The organism is Amycolatopsis sp. NPDC004625 (assembly GCF_040609695.1).
Classification (GTDB): Bacteria; Actinomycetota; Actinomycetes; order Mycobacteriales; family Pseudonocardiaceae; genus Amycolatopsis.
Genome location: NZ_JBEXKX010000076.1, coordinates 18,414 through 30,483, shown reverse-complemented (window position 1 = coordinate 30,483; position 12,070 = coordinate 18,414). Strand labels below are relative to the sequence as shown.

Annotated in this window: 13 protein-coding genes; 3 read left to right on the top strand and 10 right to left on the bottom strand. The window is 72.6% G+C overall.

All coding sequences use genetic code 11. From position 1 onward, the window contains the following. The first annotated feature begins 154 nt into the window (after nt 1-154). Complete coding sequence (locus tag ABZW17_RS43540; protein ID WP_354827854.1) at nt 155-784, top strand: PaaI family thioesterase; 630 nt, start codon at nt 155-157, stop codon at nt 782-784. On the opposite strand, the gene ABZW17_RS43535 is transcribed toward ABZW17_RS43540, so the two are convergent. From ABZW17_RS43535 to ABZW17_RS43515, 5 genes are read right to left on the bottom strand one after another with little or no spacing between them, the layout of a single operon-like run. After that, nucleotides 781-1,539, bottom strand: a complete 759-nt coding sequence (locus ABZW17_RS43535) for an MHYT domain-containing protein (RefSeq protein WP_354827857.1) — start codon at nt 1,537-1,539, stop codon at nt 781-783. The two genes, ABZW17_RS43540 and ABZW17_RS43535, sit on opposite strands and share 4 nt — an antisense overlap. Before the next feature lie 19 nt (nt 1,540-1,558). Next, nucleotides 1,559-2,146, bottom strand: coding sequence for an ATP/GTP-binding protein (locus ABZW17_RS43530; protein ID WP_354827851.1), 588 nt, complete (start codon nt 2,144-2,146; stop codon nt 1,559-1,561). Continuing rightward, nucleotides 2,127-2,504, bottom strand: a complete 378-nt coding sequence (locus ABZW17_RS43525; protein WP_354827848.1) for a DUF742 domain-containing protein — start codon at nt 2,502-2,504, stop codon at nt 2,127-2,129. Before ABZW17_RS43525 ends, ABZW17_RS43530 begins: the two co-directional genes overlap by 20 nt. Continuing rightward, nucleotides 2,501-2,935 carry a roadblock/LC7 domain-containing protein gene (locus tag ABZW17_RS43520; RefSeq protein ID WP_354827845.1) on the bottom strand — a complete coding sequence of 145 codons (435 nt, stop codon included), beginning with the start codon at nt 2,933-2,935 and terminating at the stop codon, nt 2,501-2,503. The genes ABZW17_RS43525 and ABZW17_RS43520 overlap by 4 nt, the downstream gene beginning before the upstream one ends. Continuing rightward, nucleotides 2,932-5,082 carry an ATP-binding protein gene (locus ABZW17_RS43515; protein WP_354827842.1) on the bottom strand — a complete coding sequence of 717 codons (2,151 nt, stop codon included), beginning with the start codon at nt 5,080-5,082 and terminating at the stop codon, nt 2,932-2,934. The genes ABZW17_RS43520 and ABZW17_RS43515 overlap by 4 nt, the downstream gene beginning before the upstream one ends. Nucleotides 5,083-5,469: 387 nt before the next feature. Between ABZW17_RS43515 and ABZW17_RS43510 the strand changes: the two genes are divergently transcribed. Together ABZW17_RS43510 and ABZW17_RS43505 are read left to right on the top strand one after the other, a co-directional pair. After that, on the top strand, nt 5,470-6,429 hold the full coding sequence (locus ABZW17_RS43510) for a winged helix-turn-helix domain-containing protein (protein WP_354827840.1): 960 nt from the start codon (nt 5,470-5,472) through the stop codon (nt 6,427-6,429). Between the two features lie 252 nt (nt 6,430-6,681). Further along, a complete protein-coding gene (locus tag ABZW17_RS43505; protein WP_354827836.1) occupies nt 6,682-6,951 on the top strand; it encodes a hypothetical protein in 270 nt (89 codons plus the stop codon). Here the strand turns inward: ABZW17_RS43505 and ABZW17_RS43500 are convergent. From ABZW17_RS43500 to ABZW17_RS43480, 5 genes are read right to left on the bottom strand one after another with little or no spacing between them, the layout of a single operon-like run. Next, entirely contained in the window at nt 6,948-7,529 is a 582-nt protein-coding gene (locus ABZW17_RS43500; protein WP_354827833.1) for an aminodeoxychorismate/anthranilate synthase component II, read from the bottom strand. The genes ABZW17_RS43505 and ABZW17_RS43500 overlap by 4 nt on opposite strands. Beyond that, nucleotides 7,526-8,866: an anthranilate synthase component I family protein gene (locus tag ABZW17_RS43495; protein WP_354827830.1), complete on the bottom strand. Its 1,341-nt coding sequence runs from the start codon at nt 8,864-8,866 to the stop codon at nt 7,526-7,528. Before ABZW17_RS43495 ends, ABZW17_RS43500 begins: the two co-directional genes overlap by 4 nt. Next, entirely contained in the window at nt 8,863-10,029 is a 1,167-nt protein-coding gene (locus tag ABZW17_RS43490; protein ID WP_354827827.1) for a DUF362 domain-containing protein, read from the bottom strand. The genes ABZW17_RS43495 and ABZW17_RS43490 overlap by 4 nt, the downstream gene beginning before the upstream one ends. Further along, nucleotides 10,022-10,696 carry a cyclase family protein gene (locus ABZW17_RS43485; protein ID WP_354827824.1) on the bottom strand — a complete coding sequence of 225 codons (675 nt, stop codon included), beginning with the start codon at nt 10,694-10,696 and terminating at the stop codon, nt 10,022-10,024. Before ABZW17_RS43485 ends, ABZW17_RS43490 begins: the two co-directional genes overlap by 8 nt. 32 nt (nt 10,697-10,728) lie before the next feature. After that, nucleotides 10,729-12,063 carry a hypothetical protein gene (locus ABZW17_RS43480; protein ID WP_354827822.1) on the bottom strand — a complete coding sequence of 445 codons (1,335 nt, stop codon included), beginning with the start codon at nt 12,061-12,063 and terminating at the stop codon, nt 10,729-10,731. Nucleotides 12,064-12,070 lie beyond the last annotated feature (7 nt).

Below are 12,070 nucleotides of genomic sequence, written 5' to 3'. Positions count from 1 at the left end.
TCACTCCGCTGGGGGGCGCGGTTCACATGGGGTACCACCCGGGGGTTGGTCTGTTTTTGGTTCTGACCCATTTCAAACAAGAAAAAACCCCCCCCCCCGCCGCAGCCCTGCTAGACTGGAACGTGTTCTAGTTCCGGGCCCCGGGGAGCGTGCGATGTCCGAACACCCCTTTCCGGTCGTCGACGGCATTCCCCCGGGGCGCGCCCTTCTCGGCGACCGCATCCGTGAGCTGATCGAAGCCTCCGTCTGCGTGCGCGACGACGAAGCCGACCTCGCCGCCGCCGCAAGCCAGGTCGAAGCCGTCACCAAGGCGCTGCTCGCCGCCGGGAGCGCGAAACCGCTCCTGCTCGCCGCGCTCGAAGGCGGGGGTCACCTCAGCATCAACAACCCCCTCGAAGGCCCCGGGAACCCGCTGGCCCCGCCGCTGTCCTGGGTGCACGTGGGACCGGAGTCGGTGTGCGCCGACGTCCTCCTCGGGGCCGCGCACGAAGGGCCGCCCGGGCGCGTGCACGGCGGCTGGGTGGCGGCGGTCCTGGACCACGTACTGGGCCGCGCCACGGCGGCGGCCGGCTTTCCGGGCATGACGGCGTCCCTGACGGTCGACTACCACCAGGGGACGCCGTACGCGGTACCGCTCACCGCGGAAGCCCGTTTCGTCCGCCGCGACGGCCGCAAGCTCTACGCCACCGGCGAGCTCAAGGCGGGCGAAGTGGTCTGCGCGACAGCAAGCGCGATCCTCGTCCACTTCAGCGCCGACCGGTTCCCGGTGTCCGGACCGGACTAGGGAACCAGCGTCGTGTGCCGGGGTGACTCCGAGCTCGACGTCGCCATCAGGACCGCGCAGATCGGCACCGCCATCGCCAGCGCCGCCAGCACGAACACCGGGAACAGGAACGAGAACACCTCCGTGCCGGACGGGTCGGGCGCCGCGGGGTCCAGGTGCAGGCGGACCGCCGCCATGCCCGTGTAGTGCATGCCCGTCACCGCCGCGCCCATCACCAGGCCCGCCGCCAGGCGCGGCAGGAGCTTGTCCAGGCCGACCGTGAACCACAGCGCCGCCGTGGCCGCCACCACGGCGATGACCACCGAGAGCACCACCGTCGTCGGGTCGTAGCCGATCGTGCCCTTGACCTGGACCGCCCACATCCCCGCGTAGTGCATGACGGCCACCGCGAGCCCGGTCAGCAGGCCGCCGAGCAGCAGCCGCTTCCACGCGAACCGGTTGCGGACGCCGAACACCAGCAGCCCGCAGAACACCGCCACCACCGACAGGATCGCCGACAGCACCGTGCGCAGGATGTCGTACCGCACCGGCAGGCCCGGCGTGGAAAACCCGAGCATGGCGATGAAGTGCATGACCCAGATGCCGACGCCGCCGATCGACACGGCCGCCAGCACGAGCCAGGTCAGCCGGGCCCGCGGGCTGTCGGTGGAGCGCGCCTGCAGCGTGCAGGCGAGCCCGAGGGCGCAGCCCACCACCGAGGTGAGGTAGGCGAGCACGACGAGCCAGTTGCCCATCGCGAAGTCTTGGTGGTCCATCGGCATTTCCGGGGCTCCTTCAGGCTTTCCGTGTGCGGGGCGCGTGGTGTTCGGCGAGCGCGTGCTCGGCCGCGGCGATGAGGATGTGCTTGGTCGACTCGGGTGAGCGCGCGTCGCACGTGACGACCTCCACCGCCGCCGGGATCTTCAGGGCCTCGCGCACCTGCTCGGGCCCGTGCTGGCGGGTGTCCTCGAACTGGTTGATGGCCACCAGGAACGGCAGCCCGCGCGACTCGAAGAAGTCGATCGAGGCGAAGGAGTCCGCCAGCCGGCGCGTGTCCACCAGGACGATCGCCGCGACCGCGCCGCAGACGAGGTCGTCCCACATGAACCAGAACCGGTGCTGGCCGGGGGTGCCGAACACGTAGAGGATCAGGTCGTCGGCGAGGGTGAGCCGGCCGAAGTCCATCGCGACCGTGGTGGCGAACTTCCCCGGCACCGCTTCGGTCCGGTCGACGCCGACGGCCGCGCTCGTCATGAGCGCCTCGGTCCGCAGCGGGTCGATTTCCGAGACGGCACCGACGAACGTCGTCTTGCCGGCCCCGAATCCCCCGGCCACGACGATCTTCGCCGAGGTGATCCTGTTGTCAGAGCGCACGTAGTCCACTGAGGACCCTTTCGAGCAGGTCGTTCCGTTCGTCCCAGGAGGCGTCCGCGGTGAGCGTGTCGCGGATCGACACCTGGCCGGCGGCCAGCAGGTCGCCGATGAGCACCCGGGCCACCCCGAGCGGCACGCCCAGGTGGGCGGCCACTTCCGCGACCGACCGCTGGTGCAGGCACAGCTGCGTCACCACGGCCAGCGGGTTGGTCGGGCTGAAGGGTGCGGTACGGCCCTCCGCCGTCGTCTCCACGAGGGCTTCCACCGCCAGGTCGACCGTCGGCCGGGTGCGCCCGGCGGTCCACGCGTACGGCCGGGCCAGCGACGCCGCGTGCCGCCCGCCTCCGCGTCGCCGGCCTTCGGTCACCGGGCCGCCCCCGGGGAGGCCGCCGGCCGCGCCGGGGTCTCGACCACCTTCCCGACCCGGTCCACCAGCAACGTCATCTCGTAGCCGACCAGGCCGATGTCGCAGCCCGGGTTGGCCAGCACGACCAGGTTCGAGCCGTCGCCGACGTTCATCAGCAGCAGGAAGCCCTGCTCCATCTCGATCACCGACTGCACGACCCGGCCCGCGGTGAACAGGTCCGCGGTGCCGAGCGCCAGGCTGGAGAGACCGGACGCGATCGCCGAGAGCTGGTCGGCGCGGTCGCGCGGCAGGGTCTCGTTCGCCGCCACGAGCAGGCCGTCCGCCGAGACGAGCGCGGCGTGCGCGACACCCGGCACCTCCTGGGTGAACGCCGACACCAGCCAGTTCCGGGACCCCTCGGCCACGTGTGTTCCTTCCTGCCGGGTGCTCATCGCCGCTCCGCCTCCGGCTCGCCCGCGACCCGGTGCCGGGCCGCACGCATGCCGCTGTAGTGCCGGGAAAGGTTGTTCCGCACCGCGGCCGGGTCCCGGAAGCCCGGGTCCGCCGGCTGGGCGCGGCGCGGCGCGGCCGAACCCGGCGCCAGCTGCGCGCCGGGTTCCCGGGTCGGCAGGCCCGAGCTGGTGAGGTCGAAGCCGTCGAGGGTGCCGACGGCGGTCTCCGCGGCCTGGCGGACCTGGTCGGCGGGCGACGCCCAGGTGCGCTCCGCCTTCGCCGGGGTCTCGGCGAACCAGTGCGACAGCATCTGGTCGAAGATCGGCGTCGGCGGGTCCGCCACCGGCGGCGGTTCCTCGGCGGGCCACCGGGGTTCGAGCTCGTGGCGGGCGGTGCCGTTCACCGAGCCGTTCACCGAGCCGTTGGCTGACGGCGGCGCCGCCCGCGGGGGCAGGTCGACCAGGATCAGCACGCCCGGGACGTGCACGCTGGCGGTGATGCCGGCGCTCGCGGTCCGCGTGGTCGTGGGCCGGAGCCGGACGGTGATGCCGTGGGACGCGGCGAGCCTGCTGACCACGAACAGGCCCATCCGGCGGGTGGTTTCCGGGCTCACCGCGGCGCCGGCGGCCAGCCGGGCGTTCGCCGCGTCGAGGTCCTCCCGGGTCATCCCGAGCCCGACGTCGACCACCTCGATCAGCAGGCCGCCGTCGAAGCCGCGGTCGGCGGTGAGCACCACCCGCTCGTCCGGCGGGGACGAGCGGATGGCGTTCTCCAGCAGCTCGGCGAGGATGTGCACGACGTCCGCGGCGGCCTCGGGCTGCACCGACCCGCGCGGCGCGTTGCCGAGCGAGACGCGCTGGTAGTCCTTGACCTCCGAGGTCGCGGCCCGCAGCAGCTCGACCGTCGCGACCGGGCCGACGTCCCGGCGCACCGGCCGGCCGCCCGCCAGGACCTGCAGGTTCTCGCCGTTGCGCCGCAGCCGGGTGGCGATGTGGTCGATCTGGAACAGCTCGGCCAGCCGCTGCGGGTCCTGCTCGTCGGTCTCGAGGTCCTCGATCACCGACAGCTGCAGCTCCACCAGCGACTGGCTGCGCCGGGACAGCGTCATGAACATCTCGCTGACCTGGATCCGCATCTCCGCCTGCTCGCCGACGGCCAGCCGCACCGCCTGCCGGTGCATGTCGTCGAAGGCCCGCGCGAGCTGCCCGATCTCCTCCTCGGAGTCGACCGGCAGCGGCGCGGTCGCCCGCCAGTCGACGTCCTCGCCCTCGCGGATGCGCTCGATCGTGTCCGGCAGCCGCCGCCGCGCGGTGTCGAGCGCGGCCGCGTGCAGCCGCCGGATCGGGGCGACCACCGACCGGGCGACGGCCAGCGCGACCGCGAGGGCGCCGAGCAGCGAAGCGAGCACCAGCGCGGCGTCACGCAGCGCGTCGGAGCGGGCGGTGTTGGTCTGCGCGCCGACCGCGTCCGAAAGGGCCTTGACCTGCTCGGCGAGGATGGTGCCGAGGGTCGCCCGCTTCGCGTCGGGGCCGCCGGCGCCGGGGCTGGTCGCCGCCGCGAACCGGGCGGCCGCCGCACCGGCGGGCAGGGCCCGGCGGAGCTGGCCGGTGAGCACGCTTTCTTCGGCCACGGCGCGTTCGGCGGCGGCGGCCGAACCGGCTTCGGACCGGCCGGCCAGCGCTTCTTGCCCGGCGAGACTGGTCCGCAGCTGCACCAATGATTCGGCGATGCCTGCCGAAGCGTCGAGATCGCCATTCCCGGCCTGCTCGCCGATCCCCGAGATCAGTTCGCTGAGCGAGACGGTGAAGTCGTGGTACGCCGCAGTTTCCGCCGCCGGGGAACCGGTCTGCTGCCGCAGTGCGGCCAATTTCCCCAGCTGATCTTCCAATGCCTTCGACAGCGGGAGGCTGAGCTGCGAAAAGGCCGCGTCGTGGCGGAGCACGGCGGCTTTCGCGTCGACCGCGGCGGCCTGCGGGGCACCGCCGTCGTGGATCATCTCGTCGTCGGCCAGCCCGGCGAGTTCGGCGATCCCTTGCACGACCGGCATTTGGTCGCGGACGGCGCTGAGCCCGCCGGCCCGGGCGAGCTCACCCTGCACCCGGCCGCCCGCCAGCAGCAGGGCGACCATGACGGGCAGCAACAGCACGACGGAGATCTTGGTGCGCAACCGCCAGCTGCCGGGATTCCAGGATGCGACGGGACGGCGTGCTGGGGGTTCGGCTTCTTTCATCGGTGGCTTGGCTCGATTCGTACCGGTGGCCCGAGAACGATTTCCGGTTCCTTTTCCGCGGAATTCAGCCGGAGACGTAACTCCGGCGACCGGGTTCCTGTCAAGGAACGGCGGTCGTTTCCCCCGTACGCACCAATCACACAGCGTGAACTGCCACGGCACGGCTTTTTACCCTTGCGGAGGGTGAAGAAGGGCCGGATTCGAACGGAATTGCCGCGCGGGTGCGTGAATTTCCGGCGGACCACCCTTGATCACGGCCGGCGGGCGGCGGTTACGCTCGGCTCGGAAGGTGGTGCGCCCGGCGTGTTGAAAGTTCACTTCACGGAAGCGGACCTGGCGAAGGTGACCATCGCCGGGGACGCCGACCCGATGTGGGAGCTGCTGATGAGCAGCTACCGGATCCGGCGGCCGGAGGGTGAGCCGTTCTTCGGCCGCTGGCGCCGGGGGTCGCGCTCCGCGGTCCCGGCGTCCGGCCGGCTGGTGATGTCGGCGGTCCCGCCGTACGGCTACTGCCCGGACTTCCTGACCCCGGCGGGCACCCGCAGCATCGACGAGGGCATCGCGGCGGTGCTGGAGACACCGGCGCGCGCGCTGGCCGCCGACGTCGCCGAGCTGGCGGCGCAGGGCACCCGCGTCCCGGCGTGGCTGCGCCGCGTCGGCGACGGCGAGCCCCGCGAGCTGCGACGGCTCGGCACGGCCCTGCACGACTACTACCGCCAGTGCGTCGCCCCGGACTGGCCGGCGGTGCGCCGGGCGGTGGCCCACGACCGCCACCGCCTCCAGTCGGCCCTGGACCGCGGCGGCCCGCAGCTGCTGCTCTCGACGTTGCACCCGGACATCACGTGGTCCCCGCCGGTGCTGCGGGTGCGCTTCCCGATCGAGCAGGAACTGCACCTGGACGGCCGCGGGTTGCGCCTGGTCCCGGCCTTCTTCGCGCACGGAATGCCGACGACGTGCAAGGCCCCGGACCGGCCGCCGGTCCTGGTGTACTCGATCAGCCACCCGAGGTTCGACAGCGACGCGGAGCCGGGGCCGTCACTGGCGGCGCTGCTGGGCCACACGCGGGCTCGCGTGCTGGTGACGATCGCGAAGACCCGCTGCAACACGAGCGAGCTGGCGGGGTTGACCGGGATATCCCCGGCCACGGCGAGCCAGCACGCGTCGGTGCTGCGCGCGAGCGGGCTGATCAGCAGCTCGCGGTCGGGGAAGTCGCAGATCCACGAGCCGACACCGCTGGGCCTGGGCCTCATCCGCGCCAGCTGACGGGTCTGCCGCGGCTCTCGTGAGTGTTTAGGCGGGTTCTAACCCGCCTAAACACTCACGACAAGCCGCGGCAGGTCACCGAACCGTGCGCGGCCGTGTTAGCCTGTCGCCGTGCAGCGCCCTCTGCCGTTCTTGCGGCTCGTAACCCGGCGCGCCGGCTGAACCCAGGTCGCCGGCGCGCTGCGTCGGCGATCGCTCTTTTCCGGGACCTGGCCCCGATCTCATCCCTTTTCGAAACCCGGGAGATCCGCCATGTCCACGTCCTTCGCCGTTCCCGCACCCCGCTCGGCCATGCTGCTGCGCCGCCGGATCGCCACCTACTTCGTCGGCGGGGCCGAGCAAATCCCCGCCCTGGTCGGCGCCCTCGAAGGCCACCCCGTGCACGAACTGTCCGTCGACATCAAGGACGGCGTCCGCGAGAGCAGCATGGTCTGCGCCGTCCTGCTGGCCGCCGACGAGACCGAAACCCTGCTCGACCGGCTGCGCACGCTGACGCCGGTCGTCTCCGCCGAACTGGTCTAGCTGCGCACCAGGGTCCGGGAGCGCATCGCGTTCGCCACCATCGCCACGCCGTCCTCCGTGAACAGGGACTCCGGGTGGAACTGCACTCCCTCGATCGGGAACGCCCGGTGGCGGAGGCCCATGATCTCGCCCGTGTCCGACCACGCCGTCACCACCAGGTCGGCCGACAGCGAGGCCGGGTCGACCACCAGGGAGTGGTAGCGGGCCACCGTCACCGGGTTGCGGATGCCCGCGAACACGCCGTGGGCGTCGTGGGCCACCGTCGAACACTTGCCGTGCATCGGTTCCGCCGCGTGCACCACGCGGGCGCCGAACGCCGTCGCGATCGCCTGGTGGCCGAGGCACACCCCGAGCATCGGGACGCGCCCGGCGAGCCGGCGGACCAGCTCGACCGAGATGCCCGCGTCCGCCGGGGTGCCGGGGCCGGGTGAAATCACCACCAGCTCCGGGTTCAGGGCGGCCACGCCGGCCACGGACACCTCGTCGTTGCGGAACACCCGGCAGGCCGCGCCGAGATCCCCCAGGTACTGCACCAGGTTGTAGACGAACGAGTCGTAGTTGTCGAGCACGCAGATCACGCGGCCGTCCCTTCCACCGTCACCCCGAGCGCCCGCGCGCCCGAGCCGAGCTTCGCCAGGACTTCCGCGTACTCCTCCGCCGGGTCGGAGTCGTGCACGATGCCGCCGCCCGCCTGGAGGCGGATTTCGCCGTCGCACCACACCATGCTGCGGATCGTCAGGTACAGGTCCACATGGGACACCCCGAACGAACCGACCGCGCCCGAGTACAGCCAGCGCCGCGCCGGCTCGAGCGCGTCGATGATCTCCATCGCACGCACCTTCGGCGTCCCGGTCATCGTCCCGGCCGGGAACGTCGCCCGGATCAGCTCGTCGGTGCCCCGCGCCCGCTCCGGCTCGCCCCACACGTCCGACGTCAGGTGCATGACGTGCGAGTACCGCTCGACCACCAGCAGCCGCCCCACCGAGACGCTGCCCGGCCGGCACACCCGCCCGAGGTCGTTGCGGGCCAGGTCGACGAGCATCCGGTGCTCGGCCAGCTCCTTCACCGACGCGCGCAGGTCCTCCTCGGCCAGCCGGTCGGCGTGCTCGTCACGGCCGCGCGCCCGGGTGCCGGCGAGCGGCCGGATCAGCGCCTTCCCGTCCGACAACGTCAGGCACGGCTCCGGCGACGCCCCGACGGCCTCGAAGTGCGGCCCGCCGAACCAGAAGTGGTACGGCGACGGGTTGATCGCCGTCAGCCGCTGGTAGACGCACAGGCCGTCCACAGTGGCCGGTGCGGTCCAGGCGTTCGACAGCACGAGCTGGAAGACGTCGCCGTCGAGGATGTGCCGCTGGGCCCGGTGGACGGCGTCGACGTACTCGTCGTAGGCGAACCCGAACCGCCCGGCGCCCACGGCGACGCTCCCCAGCCGGGCGATCGAGAGCCCGTCCAGCGTCCGGGCGACCTGCTCGGCCGCCGTGCGCGCGGCCGCGGCGGTCGTGCCGCGGCCGATCACCTGGCCCTCGGCGAACCGGATCAGCACCTCGGGCAGGAAGAACTCGTACACCGGACGGCCGGTGGCGAGGTGGCGGCTCGGCAGCCGTTCGAAGTCGCGGGCGGCGTCGTAGCCCAGGAACCCGAACCAGGCGGCTTCGGCCTCGGTGGTCTCCGGCGGCAGGTCCAGCCCGCGCAGGAGGTCGACGGCGGCGGTCAGCGCCGCCCCGCCGCCGGGGTGCGAAAGGACGGCCAGCTCACCGGCGGCGAGCACCGGGTCGGTGCCCCCGGCGCCGGCGGTCAGCATGACCCGCCCGGCGGCGCGCAGGGCCGCGGCCGCCGCCACCGGGTCGACCGCCGTGGCCAGGGGGACGACGTGCCGGTACAGCCGGTCCCCCGCGGCGAGCGCGGACGTGATCATCGGGCCGCGGCCCGGCTCGGCGGCACCCGGAACTGCGTCCGCTCGTGGTCGCCGACCGGCTTGCCCATGGCGTACCGGAACGCGGCGAGCTGGATCGCCCGCGGCGGGCAGCCCTCGACGAAGATGCCGAGGTCCCGGCTTTCGTAGAGGCAGTTGCCGACGAGCACCACTTCCCCGCGCAACGGCGGCAGGGTCACCTGCGGCCCGGAGACGACCGTCAGCTCCCCGTCCCATTCGCACAGTTCGCCCGCCAGCGCTTTCATCGCCCCGGCCACGAACCGGCTGCACGCCGGGCACGCGTGTTCCGCGTACACGTGGATGCCTTCGCGCGGCACGACGATCTCGACCGGCGCCTTCACCATGTCGAACGCCAACTCGGCCAAAGGCGTGCCCAGCAGCTCGATGTCCTCCAGCGCCAGCGGTCCCATCCCCCGCGCGTGCGCGTCACGCAGGTACGCGACGCTGTCCGGGTCGAACCCGGCCAGCGTGCCGACGGCGACGTCGAGCGCCACGGCGTTGCGGCTCGCGGCGAGGAACCCGGCCTCGCGCGCCTGCCCGTCCATCGGGTAGTTGCCCTCGATGACCGTGGTTCCGTCGCACACCACCAGGTCCTGCGGCCGCATCAGGTTCAGGTCCACAGTGGACTCGTCGACGCCGGCCATGTGCACGATCCGGGTGGTGTACCCGGGCAGCAGCCCGACCAGGTTCTTCATCGCGTTGGAGTAGACGACGCTCGCGTGCGTGCGCAGCTGCGGGACGCCGATGAAGAAGTCGCAGTCCAGGATGAGCTCGGGGACGGCGATCGGCACCCGCAGCGACGTCGCGCCCGGGATGCCGGTGATCCGCAGCGGCAGGTCGTCGAAGCTGACGATCCGGGCGTACTCCGCGGCTTCGTGGTCGTTCAGCAGCTCGTAGATGGCGTGCGTGCGCTCGGCGATCACCGGCCGGGCGCCGTGCGCGGCGACCGCCTTCGCGATCGCCGCCAGCAGCGCCGGGCGGACCTGGAACCCCGGGGCCGTCTGGAACAGGTTCGGCTTGATCAGCACCTCGTCCCCGGCCCGCAGCCCGGACAGCGGCGAGCCGAGGAGGTCGAGCAGCCGGTCCAGGCCGGCCGGCACGCCCGCGTCGCCGCCGGCGGCCGTCAGGGCGACCTGCTCAGTCATCCGTTTCCTCCAGGGCGATGACGCGGGCGGGCGCCGCCTCGGCGCCGGCGACCTTCGTCGGCAACGCGAACAGCTGCACGACCTGCCGGGTCAGCTCGTGCATGTTGGTGACGTACTCCAGCAGCGGGATCCCGGCGGCCAGGAGCGCGTGGTGCACCGGCGATTCGGCGTCGCCGGGCCGTTCGGTGAGGCAGTCGAGGCCGAACAGGCTCGCGCCGTTTTCGATGGCCCACTCCGCGGCCGACGGCGTCAGGTACGGCGGCCGGTCCCAGTAGTCGGGGCGGCCCCAGTTGTGCCGCAGGTAGTCGGTGCGCACGAGCAGCCGGTCGCCCGGCTGCCACACCGGCCGCAGCGTCCGCTCCAGGTCCTCGCCGGTGACCGGTTCGAGCTCGCCCTTGTCCGACAGGTCGGCGACGCAGGCGCGGCCGATCAGCGTGTCGAGGGGGACCTCGTCGATGCCTTCGGCGCCCGGGTAGAAGTGCAGCCGGTACTCCATGTGGGTCCCGTTGTGCGGGAAGACGTGCAGGTAGGAGAACGTGCGCTTGGTGCCGTACGGGTCGGTCTCCGGTGTCATCGAGCGCTCGCTGACGAACTTCGGGAACCAGTCGGCGGGGTAGGACGGCATTCCGTCGTAGAAGCCGTGGGTCAGGTCGACGAGTCGGGCCACCGGAGGATCTCCTTGCTCAGCAGGTGCGGCGCTTAACAAACGAACAGGCAGGTGTTGCGGACGCCCGGGTTGTTGCTCATGGTGATCACCGTCGTGCCGCCGGGCGGGATCGCGCGGATGCCGCCGCCGGAGAGGCCGGACGGCGTCATGAACGCGGCCCAGAGCGCGTACCACTCGGTGCGGGCGCCGGTGTCCGGGTCGATGACCGTCTCCAGGTTGGGGCGCACGATCTCCTGCACCAGCGAGCCGGTTCGCGACCCCGCGTCGAGGGTCTCGCGCCAGGTCGCCGCGTCGACCTCCCGGCCGATGACGACGCCCTGGCCGCCGTAGAGCCCGGTCGGCTTGAACACCAGCCGCTCCTGCCGCTGGACGCACTCCTCGATCCGGCCGGCGTCCGGCCCGGCGCCGGGGCGCCCGAGCATCCGCGACCACGGCAGCACGCGCCCGATCGCCGCCCGCTCGTCCGCGGTGAACCGCTCGACGTGTTCCGAGAGCATGGCCAGGGTGCCCTTGTTGCCGTAGACGTTGCTCGGCGTCCAGACCACGACCTTGCCGTCTTCGTGGGCGCGGAAGACCGGCTCCAGGAGCGCGTCGCAGTCCGGGTGCCCGAGCATCTCCTCGAGCCCGTAGTACCGCAGGATCACGTCGACGCCGACGCCGTCCAGGTACGGCTTGCCGCCGCGGAACTCCAGGTCGCCGATCTCCCCGGCGCGGCAGTCGAGCCCGTTGTCCCGCAGCATTTCCGCGGCCGAACGGCGCTGGCGGCCGTAGGTGGCCAGCCCGCCCGGGCTCTCGAGGATGGCGACCACCGGCTCGCCCGCGCCGATCGTCTTGCCCGCGTTGCGCAGTGCCGCCACGAGGTCGGACCCCATGTCGAGGTGGCCGAGGCCGTGCTCCTCGGCGAATTCGGCGACCGCGGGCACGCGCAGGTACGCCTTGGGCAGCGCGCCGACCATGTCGAGGCCGCCGAGCGCGCTGCCGATGTTGTACTCCAGCAGCTTGAACGCCGAGCCGTCGTAGTAGACGTCGGCCCGGCCGTACAGCGGCGGCGGGCCCTCGCCGAGCAGGCGGGACATGAACCCGGCGTGCCGGTCGTCGATGCCGAGCGCGGTCCGGAAGCGGGCGAAGTCGCCGTCGAAGACCCGCTGCGGCAGGCTGGTGACCAGGTCGAAGACGGTGACGAGGTCCCGGCCGAACGCCCGGTACTCGGCCTCGTCGACGATGATCGGCCGGGGCAGGAGCCGCGGCCAGGACTGCCGCTGGGCCTCCGACAGCTGCAGCTGCGCCCGCGCGTGGCGCAGCGGGCCGTCCGGCTCCGCGCAGCCGGCGAGGTAGGCCTCGGTGACCCGATCGGCACGTGCCGACATGGTTCCC